We start from the raw sequence: 14720 nt of genomic DNA, 5'->3' as shown, positions 1-14720 counted from the left end.
ACATAGGCTGTTGTCATGGTCCTGGCATACGGTTTCACCGAGTACGGCGGTCCGCAGACTCAATCGTTCTTCGACGTTTCCCTGCCGCCACCTGGCGCCGGGCAGATTGTGGTGTCCGTCCGCGCTGCCGGCGTCAATCCGGCGGACTGGAAGGTCCGGGCGGGAACCCGCAAGGACACCGTGCCGGTGACACTGCCGGCAGTGCTCGGCCGCGAGGTGTCAGGTGTCGTCACCAGCGTGGGACCACGGGTCACGGAGTTCGACGTCGGCGACGAGGTCTTCGGCTCCACCGCAACAGGATTCGGCGGATATACCGAGGCAACCGTGCTCAATGCCTCCCAGGCCGCACGCAAACCGACCGCGGCGTCCTGGGCCGACGCCGCCGTGATACCCGTTGCCTGCGGAACCGCGTTCGACGCCCTTCACGATCTAGACCTCGCGGCCGGCGCCACGCTGCTGGTGCTCGGCGCGGGCGGTGGAGTCGGGACCAGCACGCTCACCTTGGCCCGAGCGCGCGGCATCACTGTGCTCGGTGTGGCCAGCGCAGCCAAGCAGGATGCCGTCGAGGAAACCGGATCGCTGTGGGTGGACTCAGGTGATCTGTGGGCAGATGCCGTTGCCGCCCTCGCGCCCAGCGGGGTCGACGGTGTCTTCGATCTGGTCGGCGGGGAGACTCTCCAGAGGGCCGCTTCATTGCGGCGTCCGGGCGCCCCGCTTATCAGCATCGCCGATTCCGTCGCTGCTACCGAACTCGGCGGCAGCGGAGTAGAGCGTCGGCGCACCACCGCGGTGTTCACGGCGGTCGCGGAGTTGGTGGCCGACGGCTCCCTCGACCCGGCCGTGAGGCAGCGCTTTCCCTTCGAGCAGGCCGGCTCAGCCCTTGCTGCTGTGGAGAGTGGGCACAGCGCGGGCAAAGTGGTAATCGAGTTCGACCACGCATCCGAAGCCGATCTGTCGGAACCTGGTGATTGAATCTCGATCAAGTGAGAGGGGCAAGCGAGAGGGGCACGGTGGGACGCAGGGGTTCGTGGGCGATAGTGGTCACGATCCTCGCCTGTGTGCTTACGTCCTGCGGCTGGATCGGCAACGAGAGTTCTGCGCCGGGCAGCCCCACCACCACTCAGCTCGAGGATTTGCTCAACCGGGTATCCGTCGTCGATCAGCGCCCGCACCCCGGCGGATATCAGCGCGGCTGCAAGAGTGGGCAGGCGTGTGTCTTCGGCCCCGCGTGGTCCGACGACCAGGACGCCCCGATGGGTCACGACGGCTGCGATACCCGTAACAACGTTCTGGCTCAGGACCTTTCGGAAACAACGTTCAAGCCCGGAACCCGCGATTGCGTCGTACTGTCCGGTGTGATGACCGATCCGTACTCCGGTGATCGAATCGTGTTCGATCGCAGCCAGGCAAGTGCAGTCCAGATCGACCACGTCTATCCCCTGGCCGCGGCTTGGGATTTCGGGGCAAGTACGTGGCCGATGGACCTGCGCCTGCGGTTCGCCAACGACACGGAATTGAACCTGCTGGCAGTCAAGGGAAGTGACAATCAGTCGAAAGGTGACAGCACTCCCGGGCAGTGGCTCCCACCCAATCCTGCGTACCACTGCTATTACGCCTTGAAGTACCTCGCCGTAGCCGTGAGTTACGGACTACCGATCAGCCGAGCCGACCACACAACGCTGCGCGAACTCGAAGAAGCGCGCTGCTGACCTACTTCACCGTGAAAGACCTTGTGTGCCAGCCCGTTGCACCGCCAGGAATGGGCGGAGTCCGTTCCTCGACCTGAACGTTTCCATCCAGATCGATCGCTCGGACCTGCACGGTGTGCAACCCCGGCGCCGCGTCCCACATCCACGACCACTGACGCCATGTGTCGATCGAATACTCCTGCGCGAGGGTTGCGGGTTGCCACGGCCCGTTGTCGACACGAACCTCCACCGCCTTGATACCGCGATGCTGGGCCCACGCTGTTCCCGCCATCTGAATCTGCCCGGCGTTCACGGGCGCCAAGGACGCCGGTACTTCGATCCGAGACGCCGTTTTGATCGGTGCCTGCGCGCCCCATCCTCGTTGCGTCCAATAGGCGTCCACCTGATCGAACCTGGTGAGTTCCCACTCCGTGACCCACTTTGTCGCGGAGACAAAACCGTACAGACCGGGCACGACCTGACGGACCGGATATCCGTGCTCGAACGGCAGCGGCTCCCCGTTCATCGCCACGGCGAGCATGGCGTCGCGTCCGTCGGTCACCACTTCAACCGGGGTGCCGACAGTGAATCCGTCGACGCTGGTCGAGAGCAGCATGTCCGCGTCCGGGTGCACGCCCACTTCCTCGAGGATGTCCTTCATCGGGTAGCCGATCCAGGTGGCGTTGCCCGCGAGGTTGCCGCCCACCTCGTTGGACACGCATGTCAAGGTGATGACCCGTTCGATCGGTGTCCGGGCGACCAAATCGTCGAACGACAAAGTCAGCTCGCGGTCCACCATGCCGTGGATGCGCAGTTCCCACGAGTCCGTCGTGAGCTGCGGGACAAGAAGTGCCGTGTCGATCCGATAGAAATCGTCGTTGGGGGTGATGTACGTCGACGCACCGGCAACACCGATGTTCGCGGCGGCCGGTATCGGTGGCGCTGCCGAGGCAGCAGTCGGAACGACGAAGTCCGCACGGTTCGCGGAAGCCCCGGCGATGCGCTGCCCCACGAACTTTCCGGCAGCACCGGCCGCCGCAGCGACGGCAACGGCAACCCCGGCCAGCATCAGAAACTGTCGACGCGGCAGCCACGTCTCGGGAACACCAGGCGAGGGCGCTACGTCGAGTTGCCCGATCAGCAACCTCAGCGTGACGACGCCGGCAACAACACCCACGATCGTGGGGAACGCGTACATCGCGTCAGCCGTCGGACGGCTCAAGGCCGCATAGACACCCACCAATCCGAGAGCAATCAGGATCGCACTACCCACCGGGCGTCGGCGACGCTCGAGTACGCCCGCTAGTGCGCCGAGCAGCGCGATCAGGATCGACATTCCGATGAAGAGCGCGGGTTTGTCGTTGGTCCCGAAGGTCTCGATCGCAAACTCGCGTGCCCATGCCGGCGTTCGATCCACCGTGGTCGAACCGACTGCATAGAACGGCGAGGAGTCCGGATTGATCAGCAGGGTGACCAGTTGCCCTACCCCCAGAACCACGGCTACGGCAAGTACACCGGAGATGGCACGGGCTGCAAACCTGCGACGCGGCCGTGACTGCGCGGCCGGGTGTTCCTCGATGCTGTCAGTGACCATATGCGTCTCGGTTCTGCTCGGTACGAGTGATGCGTGGGATCGGCTACCTCGTATTCGGAGCAGATCCCGGCGTGGATGGGTCTCATCACGGCCCTGAAGTTCACGGTAGCCCGGATTAGAGTTGACACCATGACTGTCGACCTCAACAAGGACACACTTCTGTGCATGTCGCTATCCGGACGACCGAGCAACATCGGCACCAGATTCCACAACTATCTGTACGAGGAATTGGGCCTCAACTTCGTCTACAAGGCATTCACCACCACTGACGTTCCCGCAGCGGTTGCCGGTATCCGCGCACTGGGCATCCGCGGTTGCGGAGTGTCGATGCCGTTCAAGGAGCAGGTGATCGCTCATGTCGACGTCATGCACGACAGCGCGTCCGCAATCGACTCCGTCAACACCATCGTCAACGAGGACGGCATCCTGCACGCCTACAACACCGACTACCAGGCTGCGGCAAACCTGTTGCGCGAGAACAAGGTCGACACATCACTCTCGGTCGCGGTCTCCGGCAGTGGCGGCATGGCCAAAGCCGTCGTCGCGGCGGTTCGCGACACCGGTTTCACCGACGTCACCGTGGTGGCGCGCAACAAGTCTGCCGGTGACGCGCTCGCCTCGCAGTACGGATTCCAGTGGCGGGAAGACCTCGACGATCTGCGTCCCGGCGTTCTGATCAACGCCACTCCGATCGGGATGGCGGGCGGCCCCGAAGCAGACGCGCTGTCGTTCCCGGATGTCGTGGTGCGCGGCGCGCAGGTCGTTTTCGACGTGGTGGCAATGCCAGAGAACACTCCCCTGATCCTCCTGGCAGAAGAACTCGGCAAGACGGTGATCACGGGCGCCTCGGTGATCGCACTCCAGGCTGCCGAGCAGTTTGCGCTGTACACGGGGGTCCGCCCCAGTGCCGAACAGATCCAACGCGCCTCTGAATACTCGCGGGCGTGACAAACTCGACACTATGAACGACACCGGGGAGAGCCCTCCCGTGCAACTCGCTCGGAACTTCAACGAGCTGCTGCAAGAACTACGAGTCGCTCTCTCCGGTGTTCAGATCTTGTTCGCGTTTCTGCTGGCCGTGGCCTTCACCGAGCGCTACGAGGACGAATCGACGTACATCAAAACCATTCACTTGGTCACGGTCATGCTGGTTGCCATTTCCTTCGGCCTACTGATGGCACCGGCAGTGTGGCATCGAGTCCTCTTTCGGGGCGGATACCGTCAGCGCATCCTGACCATATCCAACCGATTTGCCTTGTGCGGCACCGGTTTTCTCGCGGCGTCCATGACCGGCACCGTGCTCCTGATCGCCGAGATCGCTGTGGGTGGCGTCGGCGCAAAGATTCTGGCCGCCTGCGCCGCCGTCATGTTCACCACGCTCTGGTTCTTCGTCCCCGCACTGATCAGACGAGACGACAGCTGAGAACTACGCTCCAGTGGCGACAGAGCGCGAGCTGTCGTTGGACCACTGCGACCACGAACCGGGGAACAAGGCGGCGTCGTAGCCCGCTATCGCCAGGGCCGCAATCTGATGCGCCGCAGTCACTCCCGATCCGCAGTACACGGCAAAGCGGTCCCCGTCACCCGCTGCGGAGAACCGCTCACGCAAGGCTACGGTGCCGGCAAACTTTCCATTGCCGTCGATGTTCTCACCGGTCGGTGCACTGACCGCACCGGGAATGTGCCCGGCCACTGGGTCGATCGGCTCGACCTCGCCGCGGTACCGCTCAACGGCTCGCGCGTCGAGAAGCACACCACCGCTCGCCGACCACCCGGCCGCCTCGTCGATATCGACAACCGGCATATGTCCGGCGTCGAGCGTCACGTTGCCCTCGGTGATTGCTGAACCGGCACCGACCGCAACCGGGAAATCGGCCGATTCCCAGGCTTGCAACCCACCGTCGAGCAGACGGACATCAGCGAGTCCGGCCCATCGCAACAGCCACCACCCGCGCGCCGCTGCGGTGTTTCCCGTCGCGTCGTACAGGACCACCGAATCTCCGTCGTTGATCCCCCATCGACGTGCAGCGGCCTGCAGGTCCTCGATGGCAGGCAAGGGATGACGCCCCGATTCCCTCGACGCCGGAGCGGCCAGTTCGGTGTCGAGATCCACGAATACCGCTCCGGCAATATGCCCTGACTGGAAGTGCTCGGCGCCGTGAGGATCACCCAGCGCCCACCGAACATCGAGCAGGACCGGCGCGGTGCCGGCCTCGATAAGGGAGGCCAGTTCGGTGACATCGACAAGAACGGGTGCAGTCATGTCCTTCATACTTGCACGATCGTCTCAGGCAACACCGAAGAAAGCACCAAGCGCGACAAGTAGGACTCCACTCACCACGTCGATGCGCTTTCCGACGCCAGGTCGCCTGAGCTTGCGTCCGGCGCCGGCTGCGAGCACCACCACGACTGCCCACCACAGCGCGGCGGCAACCACTGTGGCGCCGGCCAACGTCAAGGTGCGCAGGCCGGCGCCCTGGCCTGGTTCGACAAACTGTGGAAGCAGGCCGAGAAAGAACAACAGCGCCTTCGGGTTGAGAAGGTTGGACAGGAACCCGTAACGGTATGCCCGCAGCGGCGGGGTCGGCTCCGACGCGGCCACTAACGTGTCGCCACCACTTCGAGCTTTGAATGCACTACGAATTGCGGAGATACCCAACCAGGTCAGATACGCCGCGCCGGCATAGGTGAGGGCCGAGAGCAGTTGCGGACGAGTCGCGACAAGAGCCGACAGGCCGAACGACGCGGCGGCCGTATGGACAACCAATCCCGTGATCACGCCCGCTGCGACCACGGCACCGGTCCGACGATCTGCCAGGGAATGGCGCAGGATCAGGACAAAATCCGGGCCAGGCGTGAACAAGACGATGGAAAGTAGGGAGCCAAAAGCGAGCCACTCAGTAAGACTCATCCGAATTACCTCACACCCGAGCGGATTCGACACATGCATTCATAGAGGGAGTGTGCAACTGGATCCGGATAGTTCAAAACAGATCCGGATAGAATCCGGCAGATGACTAAAAATGAGCCTCTGGATTCGGTGGACTGGAAGATTTTGGCCGAATTGCAGAAAGATGCGTCGATCACCAACAAGGTTCTGGCCGACCGAGTGGGACTGGCGACGTCCTCGTGCCACGAACGTGTGCGGCGCTTGCGGGCAAACGGAACGATCAGCGGAATCCATGCCGTTGTCGACCCGGCCGCCGTTGGCCGGTCGATGCAGGCGATCATCGCCGTGCAATTGCGTCCCCACCGCCGCGATCTTGTCGACCGGTTCACTGCCGATGCGCTGGCGCTTCCGGAAACGCTTGCGCTGTTCAATGTCTCGGGGCCGGAAGACTTCTTTCTCCACGTCGCCGTGCGCGACAGTGCCCATCTGCAGAGGGTACTGATCGATCATCTGGCCGCCCATCCGGAAGTGTGGCACGCGCAGACTCACCTCATCTACGGCAAAGCGGTCACAGCGCCCATCCGACCGGATCGCTGAGAACCGTTGCTCCGGCGTCGGGCAGAATCACTGACCATGTCGGACTCCCCATCTACGACCGAACCGGAAGCCACGGTAGGCAACGCACAGCCCATCAGCGCGGGGATCGTGACAGCGCTCGTGGGATTCACCAGTTCGTTCGCAGTACTCCTCACTGGCCTCAGCGCCGTGGGCGCCGACGCCGGTGAGGCCGCATCAGGTCTGTTGGTTCTGTGTGTGACTCAGGCACTGGGCATGCTGTGGCTTTCCCGCCGGTACAAGATCCCGATCACCCTGGCCTGGTCGACGCCGGGTGCGGCGCTGCTGGCCGGCGCCGGCGCGGTGCACGGCGGATGGCCGGCTGCGGTCGGCGCATTTGTCGTTGTCGGAATTGCCATTGTTCTCACGGGACTGTGGCCGACACTGGGCAAGATCATCGCGGCGATCCCGACACCGCTGGCACAGGCAATGCTCGCCGGGGTTCTCCTCCCCCTGTGCCTGGCTCCGATATTCGCGGTCCGGGACGCACCGCTGGCGGTAGTGCCGGTCATCGTGGTCTGGCTTGCGGCACAACGGTTCTCCAAACGGTGGGCGGTTCCACTGGCATTTCTGACCGCAGCCGTCGTGATCTGCATCAGCCTGACGACCACCGACAACAACACGCTCGACGTCGGTGCGATGATTCCCCGCGTCGATCTCACCATGCCGTCGTGGTCGTGGCAGGCACTGGTCGGGATTGCGATTCCGCTGTACATCGTCACGATGGCGTCGCAGAACATCCCCGGTGTGGCGGTGATGAAGTCGTTCGGATACACCGTTCCGTGGCGACCGTCCATGGTCGTGACCGGCCTGGGCACCGTTCTCGGCGCCCCCGCCGGCGGGCACGCCATCAACCTCGCCGCGATCAGCGCCGCCCTCGCGGCAGCGCCGACAGCGCACCCTGATCCGAAGCGGCGGTGGATCGCGGCGAGCACAGCCGGTTGGGCCTACCTGGTGCTGGCCGCAGGTTCTGCCGCAGTCGCAGCTCTTGTTGCTGCGGCCCCAGCCGGAGTGGTGGAAACCGTTGCCGGGCTTGCACTCATGGCAACCTTGGCAGCGTCGTTGACCGCTGCGCTCAGCGACGCCACCGAACGTGAAGGTGCGGTGGTCACGTTCCTCATCGCCGCGTCCGGCGTCAGCGTTCTGGGAATCGGATCGGCATTCTGGGCACTGCTCGTCGGGTTGATCGTCCGGGCCGTGCTGACGAGTGGTCCACTGACCTCGCTAAGGTCGAGATCGTGAGCGCAGCAGATACCGTCATCTCGATCGAGCAGTTTCCCGTCCGCTGGCCGGTACCGACCCGCTGGGACGACAACGACCACTACGGCCACGTCAACAACGTGACCTACTACTCGTACTTCGACACAGCTGTGAATGCGTGGCTCATGTCCGCCACCGGCGTCGACATCCGCACGCTGCCGGCCATCGGGGTTGTTGCGGAGACATCGTGCCGGTACTTGAGTGAACTCACGTTCCCGGAGCAGTTGCAGGTCGGCATCTCGATCGAAAAGTTGGGCACCAAGAGCATCGTGTACGCGCTCGCGATCTTCCACGAAGACGCCGCGGGGAGATGGGTCGCCGCTGCAACGGGACGGTTCGTCCACGTCTACGTCGACGCAGTCACTCGCACACCGGTCGCGATACCGGCCGCGATCAAAGAGGCGGCCGGTTCGCTTGTTGCCAATGAGGTCAGCCCCGCTTAGTGCAATCCCAGCTTTTCGGCGGTCTCGACTGCGCGCGCAACAACTCCGTCGATCAGAGTCGAGGTCGGACCGCCGTGCTCGGCGCGGTTGCGTGGGTCGTCGAGAATGCGGCGCAGTACTCCCTCGGCGATGATCGACAGCTTCCACAGCGCCAGCACGTGCCAGTAGCCCACGGCCGACACGTCGCGACCGGTGGCGGCAACATAGGCGTCGACCAGTTCGTCGCGAGTGGGGAAACCTTCGAGCGTCGACGCCATGAACGGCCCGGCAACTTTGTCGCCCGCTTCGGGCCAATACGCCAGTAGCGCACCAAGATCCGCCAGTGGATCACCCAGCGTGCACAGTTCCCAGTCCACCACTGCCAGCACCTGGCCTCGAGCCGGATCGGTGATGATGTTGTTGAGGTGGAAATCGCCGTGAACCAGGGTGACTTCGGTCTGCTCGGGAATGTTTCGGTGCAGAATGTCCGCGAGCCGCTCCACGTCGGGGATATCTCGGGTTTTCGACTTTTCCCACTGCGCTGACCATCTCTTGAGCTGCCGCTCCGCAAACGGCTTACGACTGGCCAGATCTTCCAGTCCAGTCTCTTCGAGATCTACGCCGTGGATAGTGGCGAGAGCCTTGGGCAACGCCAACCCGACATTCCGCCGCTGCTCTACCGTCAATTTCTGCGCAACCGGTACACCGTCGATGACAACCCCGTCGACGTAACTCATGAGAACTAGCGGCGCATCCGTCACAGCCGGATCCTCGGTGATTCCGATGATCTTGGGCACCGGGACGGCCGTACCTTGCAGTGACGACAGGATTCGGTGCTCACGCACTATGTCATGCGCCGAGGCCAACAAGGTGCCGAGCGGAGGTCTGCGCAGCACCCACCGTGCACCGCCGGCATCGGTGACGGCATACGTGAGATTGGATTGACCGTTGCCGATCCTCTCGAAAGTCAGTGGCGTGGTGGCGCCGACGCCCAGCTCGGCGATCCACCCTGAAACAGCATCTTCGTTCAGTCCGACTGCGTTCACCGCACCGATGCTAGCCGGAGAAATCGTTGCGGCGGGTGGTTCCGACACCTTTGTTACCCACCGGTTCGGAAACTGTGACGGTCTGTCCCTCTTCGAAACCCGCAAGTACTTGCGGATTCTGCGTCGAGGGGGATGCTGGAAGTACAGCACCGAAAAACTGAATATCGCATCGGGATTGCTCGAATCGCCCACAAGGCGCGTCGGGCAGGAGCAGAAACCGAGGTGAACTCACGATGATCGACAACCTCGATTATCCAGTCCAACTCATTCAACCGGACGGCGCGCGGGTGTGCCGACCGGAATACGACCGTCTGATCGCAAACCTGGATCGAGACGATTACCTGTCGTTGTACCGCGACCTCGTGATCAGTCGCCGAATCGACACCACCGCGGTAACACTTCAACGCCAAGGCGAAATCGGTTTATGGGCACCGCTCTTGGGCCAGGAAGCCGCGCAGGTCGGATCAGCACGCGCTCTGGAGCCTGACGATTTTGCATTCACCTCCTATCGTGAGCACGCCGTCGCCTACTGCCGCGGAGTTCCGCCCCACGCGCTGACGGTCCTGTGGCGCGGGTGTGCCCATTCTGCCTGGGACCCAGAAGAATTCAATGTGACCAACCCGGCAATCGTTGTCGGATCCCAGGGACTTCACGCAACAGGCTACGCACTGGGTGCTCACCTCGACGGCGCAGAAATCGCCACCATCGCCTATTTTGGTGACGGCGCCACCAGCCAGGGCGATATCGCCGAAGCACTGGGATTTGCCGCCAGCTTCCGCGCCGGTGTTGTCTTCTTCTGTCAGAACAATCAGTGGGCCATCAGCGAACCGGTCTCACTGCAGTCCCGCACACCGATCTCGCACCGCGCCGACGGCTACGGCATCCCGTCGTATCGCGTTGACGGAAATGACGTACTCGCTGTCCTGGCAGTCACTCGGAAGGCCCTCGACCACGCCCGTGAGGGAAGCGGGCCGACGTTCATCGAAGCGATCACCTGCCGCATGGGTCCACACACCACCTCCGACGATCCATCGAGGTACCGCTCCGACACGGACATGGCGCAGTGGCGGGCCCGCGATCCGATCGAGCGGATGCGGCTGTTTCTCACCTCGCGCGGACTTCTCGATGACAAGGTAGCCACCGAGATTGCCTCGGCTGCCGACGAAGTCGCTTCCGTTCTACGACGCAACACAATCGGCTTTCCTGATCCACCGCCCTCGGCACTGTTCGATCACGTCTACACCGGACCCCATCCGTTGATCGATCACGAACGTGCGCAGCACCAGGAGTATCTGGCAAGTTTCGACAATCAGGAGGTCGTGTCATGACGCTCGTCAATCTGGTGACCGCCCTCAACACCGGGCTACGACGCGCACTCGAGAGTGACCCCCATGTCGTGATCCTCGGCGAGGACGTCGGCCGGCTCGGCGGCGTTTTCCGGGTCACCGATGCACTGCAGAAGGATTTTGGCGAGAACCGAGTCATCGACATGCCACTCGCCGAATCCGGCATCGTGGGAACCGCTTTCGGCCTGGCGCTGCGCGGCTACCGGCCGGTGTGCGAAATACAGTTCGACGGATTTGTCTACCCGGCCTTCGACCAGATCGTCTCGCAAGTCGCGAAGATCCACTACCGCACCCAGGGTCGGGTGCGCGCACCCATCACGATTCGCATCCCTAGCGGCGGCGGAATCGGTGCCGTGGAACATCATTCGGAATCACCGGAGGCCTACTTCGCCCACACTGCGGGGCTGAGGGTGGTGTACCCGAGCAATCCGGCCGACGGGTTCCACATGATCCGGCAAGCCGTCGAGTCCGACGATCCGGTGGTATTCCTCGAACCGAAGCGGCGCTACTGGGACTCGGCTGAGGTGGATCTGAGCGCGGAACCGCCACTGCCACTGCACAGTGCGCGGGTAATCCGCCCCGGCAGCGATGCCACTGTTGTTGCCTACGGATCTATGGTGGCTACAGCCTTGGAAGCAGCGGACATCGCCGAGGACGAAGGCCATCACCTCGAAGTGATCGACCTTCGATCACTCTCCCCGATCGACTTCGACACGCTCGACAAGTCGGTACGACGGACCGGGCGGCTTGTCATCGTCCACGAGGCACCGATGTTTCTCGGGATGGGCGCCGAAATCGCCGCGCATGCCGCATACGAGTGCTTCTACGACCTCAGGGCTCCTGTGCGACGCGTGACGGGTTTCGACATCCCCTATCCCCCAGCCAAACTCGAACAGTTCCACCTACCGGACGCGGATCGAATCCTCGACGCACTCGATGAAGTGCTGGCCGCATGACTACCGCGGAGTTCCGACTTCCCGATCTCGGTGAGGGTCTCACAAGCGCCGAATTGGTGTCGTGGCACGTTGATGTCGGCGAACACGTGCGCATCGATCAGGTGATTGCCGACGTCGAAACCGCCAAGGCACAAGTCGAACTTCCGTCGCCGTACGCCGGAGTTGTCACCGAACTTCTTGCCGAACCCGGCGAGGCGGTGCCAGTGGGGGCACCGATCATTCGCATCGAGAGTGCGGACCCTGCTGGTGCGAGTACGTCGGCTCCGCCGGTCCTGGTCGGCTACGGGCCGCAGACGGCTCATGCAAGCCGCCGACGCAAGAGAGTCCCGCCCGCACCCGCGCAGCACAGAGAGATGGCACGGGCGATGACCGGCAGCGCCCGCACACCCCAGGCAACGGTATTCGTCACGATCGACGTCACCGCGTCGATGGAACTATTAGACACACTGCGCACATCCGCAGACTTCGAGAACTGTTCGGTCACACCGTTGACTCTTGCAGCGAAATCTCTGGTGACGGCCATAGCGTCGCACCCGAGCATCAATGCGACGTGGGACGAGGCGGCCGAGCGCAGTGTTGTGCATCCACGGATCAATCTGGGGATTGCCGTGGCGTCGGACCGCGGACTCCTGGTTCCCAACATCAAAGACGCTGGCAGCCTGACACTGCGAGAGATTGCGCGCCTCATCACCGAACTGACCTCGATGGCCCGCGCCGGCCGAACCGACGTCGAGCATCTCACCGGCGGCACGGTCACGATCACCAATGTCGGGGTCTTCGGCGTCGACGGTGGTGTTGCACTCCTCAATCCGGGCGAGGCTGCCATCCTCGCTCTGGGTAGCGTGAACGAGCGACCGTGGGTTCGCGGCGGGCAGATTGTCATTCGACAGGTTGCGACGCTCTCGCTGACATTCGACCATCGCGCCCTGGACGGACAACAGGCGTCGCAGTTCCTCACGCTCGTGGCGTCGATGCTCGCCGACCCGGCGGTCCTTCTCGCCCATCTGTGACGCAACCTCAGTCCTGGCAGACTGTCACGGTGAGCATCGCCCCCACTCCCACTCTGATTCGCGCACGCGCCGGCATTTTCGGCATCTTCGGTATCAACGGCTTCCTGCTCGCGATGTGGGTGGTGCACATCCCGTCGATCGAGCACCGCGTCGGCATCAGCCACTCCACACTGGGGTCCCTGCTTCTCCTGCTTGCCGTCGGCGCCATTGCCGGCATGCAGCTCAGTGGCCCGCTCGGCGACCGCTACGGGAGCCGAAGGATGGTAATCCTGGCGGGAACCGGCCTGTCCGCCGCCGTGCTCGGTCCGGGATTTGCCACCAACGCGTGGCAATTGGGCGCTGCACTTGTAGCTTTCGGTTTTGCCAACGGCGCCTTGGATGTCTCGATGAATTCCCAAGCCGTCGAGGCCGAACAGTTGTACCGGCGGCCGATCATGTCCGCGTTCCACGGCATGTTCTCTGTTGGCGGAGTGGTGGGTTCGGTCATCGGAGCGGGCACTCTGGCACTCGGCCTTGCACCCTCCGTTACGCTGACCGCCGCCTCACTGGTCGGGTTCTTGGCAGTCACAATCTGCTCCCGGCCACTGCTGCCCCGCGCCCTGCACCACGCCGACGACGTCGCAACGGAACAACCGCACGGCCACTTCTCTGCCAAGGTGCTTGCACTGGGCGCACTGGCGTTTGTCCTCATGCTCGCCGAAGGTGTGGCAAACGATTGGAGTGCACTACAAGTCAAGGAAGATCTCGGCGTCTCGAATGCCGTTGCAGCCCTGTCCTTCGGAGCTTTCTCCGCGATGATGACAGTCGGCCGATTCACCGCGGATCGCATCAGCGCCGCACTCGGCCCCGTCGCGGTTGTTCGCTACGGCGCCATGATCGCTTCGGTGGGAATGTTGACAGTCGTTCTGTCCGGGTGGCTTCCGCTCACGCTGTTCGGCTGGGCACTCTTCGGCGCCGGACTGTCCGGATGCATCCCCCAGATCTTCACGACCGCCGGCAACCTGGGCTCAGGATCAGCTGGTACCAACATGTCTCGGGTTGTGGGTTTGGGCTACATCGGGTTTCTCGCCGGCCCCGCGACGATCGGGTGGGCGACACAGATTGTGCCACTCACCACAGCGATGCTCATCCCACTTCTCTGTGTGCTGGTCGCAGCACTGTCCGCCGGTGTCGTTCGTCGCGATTCTTCGACCACCCACCGAGATCACAGCTGATCCTCACGCTTGTCACAGACAAAGCAGGGATGCTGGACATGTGACCGTCTCGACCTCCGCCCCCCACTCCCCGTCCGCTACAACCCGCTTCCTCGCCCTTGCCGCATTGTGTGCCGCAGCGCTCGGTATTTTGTACTTTCTCCGACCTGATTCACCGACGGTCACTGTTCCGGAATCGTTGAGATCCGTTGCCGATCAGATCGTCCGCATCGTGGACGTCACGGCGGTATTGACGGCCACCGCCGCCCTCGCCGCGGTATCGATGATCCGCACATTGCCGTACGGTATCGGCGCCATACTCATGCTCGGGGTGGGCGCAAATCTGACCAGTGCTGCGCTGGGTTCATGGCTCACGGATGCGCCGACGGCCTTGCTTCCCAGCGGGCATGTTGTTGCCGCAGCAGCGTTGTACGGTTCGGCTGTTCTGATCTCTGCGCCGCGGTGTCGACCCGTCATTGTCGGACTGGGCATCTCAGGAGTCGCCGCAGTCGCGGTCAGTGTGGTCGCCACCGAGATGAGCGGAATCTTTGGTGTGGTTGCCGGACTCCTGATCGCAGCGGCCTGGGGTTGTGTGGCAGCCATTCTGATGGAGCACTCGCCGGTCGCCGCGAAACGTGAAGCAGCACGACCGGATACGGCAGCCATCGCGTTCTCCCGCGATCGGCGCATCCACCTGTAA

16 protein-coding genes are annotated in these 14720 nt (G+C 63.3%); 12 read left to right on the top strand and 4 right to left on the bottom strand.

What is annotated here, in order from left to right; all coding sequences use genetic code 11:
* The first annotated feature begins 15 nt into the window (after positions 1-15).
* Both C7T36_RS16690 and C7T36_RS16685 read left to right on the top strand, forming a co-directional pair.
* Positions 16-972, top strand: coding sequence for an NADP-dependent oxidoreductase (locus C7T36_RS16690; RefSeq protein ID WP_045071376.1), 957 nt, complete (start codon positions 16-18; stop codon positions 970-972).
* Positions 973-1010: 38 nt separating this feature from the next.
* Entirely contained in the window at positions 1011-1709 is a 699-nt protein-coding gene (locus tag C7T36_RS16685; RefSeq protein WP_052683658.1) for an HNH endonuclease family protein, read from the top strand.
* A gap of 1 nt (position 1710) precedes the next feature.
* Here C7T36_RS16685 and C7T36_RS16680 read toward each other — a convergent pair whose 3' ends face one another.
* Positions 1711-3282 (bottom strand): molybdopterin-dependent oxidoreductase, encoded by a 1572-nt coding sequence (locus tag C7T36_RS16680; RefSeq protein WP_045071380.1) that lies wholly within the window; start codon positions 3280-3282, stop codon positions 1711-1713.
* A gap of 129 nt (positions 3283-3411) precedes the next feature.
* Here C7T36_RS16680 and C7T36_RS16675 point away from each other — a divergent pair, with 129 nt between their 5' ends.
* Both C7T36_RS16675 and C7T36_RS16670 read left to right on the top strand, forming a co-directional pair.
* Positions 3412-4230, top strand: a complete 819-nt coding sequence (locus tag C7T36_RS16675; RefSeq protein WP_045071502.1) for a shikimate 5-dehydrogenase — start codon at positions 3412-3414, stop codon at positions 4228-4230.
* A 13-nt stretch (positions 4231-4243) separates the two neighbouring features.
* Positions 4244-4705, top strand: coding sequence for a DUF6328 family protein (locus tag C7T36_RS16670; RefSeq protein WP_033236054.1), 462 nt, complete (start codon positions 4244-4246; stop codon positions 4703-4705).
* Positions 4706-4708: 3 nt separating this feature from the next.
* On the opposite strand, the gene C7T36_RS16665 is transcribed toward C7T36_RS16670, so the two are convergent.
* Positions 4709-5545 (bottom strand): sulfurtransferase, encoded by an 837-nt coding sequence (locus C7T36_RS16665; protein ID WP_045071504.1) that lies wholly within the window; start codon positions 5543-5545, stop codon positions 4709-4711.
* Positions 5546-5569: 24 nt separating this feature from the next.
* Positions 5570-6193, bottom strand: a complete 624-nt coding sequence (locus C7T36_RS16660; protein ID WP_045071382.1) for a LysE family translocator — start codon at positions 6191-6193, stop codon at positions 5570-5572.
* Between the two features lie 102 nt (positions 6194-6295).
* Here C7T36_RS16660 and C7T36_RS16655 point away from each other — a divergent pair, with 102 nt between their 5' ends.
* The 3 genes from C7T36_RS16655 to C7T36_RS16645 are packed head-to-tail and all read left to right on the top strand — an operon-like array spanning position 6296 to position 8490.
* Positions 6296-6769: an Lrp/AsnC family transcriptional regulator gene (locus C7T36_RS16655; protein ID WP_045071385.1), complete on the top strand. Its 474-nt coding sequence runs from the start codon at positions 6296-6298 to the stop codon at positions 6767-6769.
* 36 nt (positions 6770-6805) lie between these two features.
* The gene (locus tag C7T36_RS16650; RefSeq protein ID WP_045071387.1) at positions 6806-8029 is read left to right on the top strand and encodes a benzoate/H(+) symporter BenE family transporter; all 1224 of its coding nucleotides are present in this window, start codon (positions 6806-6808) and stop codon (positions 8027-8029) included.
* Entirely contained in the window at positions 8026-8490 is a 465-nt protein-coding gene (locus C7T36_RS16645) for a thioesterase family protein (protein WP_033236050.1), read from the top strand. The genes C7T36_RS16650 and C7T36_RS16645 overlap by 4 nt, the downstream gene beginning before the upstream one ends.
* On the opposite strand, the gene C7T36_RS16640 is transcribed toward C7T36_RS16645, so the two are convergent.
* A complete protein-coding gene (locus C7T36_RS16640) occupies positions 8487-9515 on the bottom strand; it encodes a phosphotransferase family protein (RefSeq protein WP_045071389.1) in 1029 nt (342 codons plus the stop codon). The genes C7T36_RS16645 and C7T36_RS16640 overlap by 4 nt on opposite strands.
* A gap of 233 nt (positions 9516-9748) precedes the next feature.
* Between C7T36_RS16640 and pdhA the strand changes: the two genes are divergently transcribed.
* The 5 genes from pdhA to C7T36_RS16610 all read left to right on the top strand — a co-directional run bounded on the left by pdhA (position 9749) and on the right by C7T36_RS16610 (position 14720).
* Entirely contained in the window at positions 9749-10843 is a 1095-nt protein-coding gene (gene pdhA, locus C7T36_RS16630; protein WP_045071391.1) for a pyruvate dehydrogenase (acetyl-transferring) E1 component subunit alpha, read from the top strand.
* The gene (locus C7T36_RS16625) at positions 10840-11817 is read left to right on the top strand and encodes an alpha-ketoacid dehydrogenase subunit beta (protein WP_045071392.1); all 978 of its coding nucleotides are present in this window, start codon (positions 10840-10842) and stop codon (positions 11815-11817) included. The genes pdhA and C7T36_RS16625 overlap by 4 nt, the downstream gene beginning before the upstream one ends.
* Positions 11814-12827, top strand: coding sequence for a dihydrolipoamide acetyltransferase family protein (locus C7T36_RS16620; protein ID WP_045071393.1), 1014 nt, complete (start codon positions 11814-11816; stop codon positions 12825-12827). The genes C7T36_RS16625 and C7T36_RS16620 overlap by 4 nt, the downstream gene beginning before the upstream one ends.
* Before the next feature lie 113 nt (positions 12828-12940).
* A complete protein-coding gene (locus C7T36_RS16615; RefSeq protein WP_239654827.1) occupies positions 12941-14041 on the top strand; it encodes an MFS transporter in 1101 nt (366 codons plus the stop codon).
* A 40-nt stretch (positions 14042-14081) separates the two neighbouring features.
* Complete coding sequence (locus C7T36_RS16610; protein WP_045071395.1) at positions 14082-14720, top strand: hypothetical protein; 639 nt, start codon at positions 14082-14084, stop codon at positions 14718-14720.

The sequence above is a fragment of the Rhodococcus sp. AD45-ID genome, assembly GCF_003023755.1.
GTDB classification, from domain to species: Bacteria; Actinomycetota; Actinomycetes; order Mycobacteriales; family Mycobacteriaceae; genus Rhodococcus_F; species Rhodococcus_F globerula.
The sequence above is the reverse complement of the archived record's forward strand: the minus strand, read 5'-3'. Positions and strand labels throughout refer to the sequence as shown.

Bases quoted from the DNA above. Each gene is read 5' to 3' on its own strand.
- C7T36_RS16690 (WP_045071376.1), top strand. From the start codon at position 16: ATGGTCCTGGCATACGGTTTCACCGAGTACGGCGGTCCGCAGACTCAA.
- C7T36_RS16680 (WP_045071380.1), bottom strand. From the start codon at position 3,282: ATGGTCACTGACAGCATCGAGGAACACCCGGCCGCGCAGTCACGGCCG.
- C7T36_RS16675 (WP_045071502.1), top strand. From the start codon at position 3,412: ATGACTGTCGACCTCAACAAGGACACACTTCTGTGCATGTCGCTATCC.
- C7T36_RS16670 (WP_033236054.1), top strand. From the start codon at position 4,244: ATGAACGACACCGGGGAGAGCCCTCCCGTGCAACTCGCTCGGAACTTC.
- C7T36_RS16665 (WP_045071504.1), bottom strand. From the start codon at position 5,545: ATGACTGCACCCGTTCTTGTCGATGTCACCGAACTGGCCTCCCTTATC.
- C7T36_RS16660 (WP_045071382.1), bottom strand. From the start codon at position 6,193: ATGAGTCTTACTGAGTGGCTCGCTTTTGGCTCCCTACTTTCCATCGTC.
- C7T36_RS16655 (WP_045071385.1), top strand. From the start codon at position 6,296: ATGACTAAAAATGAGCCTCTGGATTCGGTGGACTGGAAGATTTTGGCC.
- C7T36_RS16650 (WP_045071387.1), top strand. From the start codon at position 6,806: ATGTCGGACTCCCCATCTACGACCGAACCGGAAGCCACGGTAGGCAAC.
- pdhA (WP_045071391.1), top strand. From the start codon at position 9,749: ATGATCGACAACCTCGATTATCCAGTCCAACTCATTCAACCGGACGGC.
- C7T36_RS16625 (WP_045071392.1), top strand. From the start codon at position 10,840: ATGACGCTCGTCAATCTGGTGACCGCCCTCAACACCGGGCTACGACGC.
- C7T36_RS16620 (WP_045071393.1), top strand. From the start codon at position 11,814: ATGACTACCGCGGAGTTCCGACTTCCCGATCTCGGTGAGGGTCTCACA.
- C7T36_RS16615 (WP_239654827.1), top strand. From the start codon at position 12,941: ATGTGGGTGGTGCACATCCCGTCGATCGAGCACCGCGTCGGCATCAGC.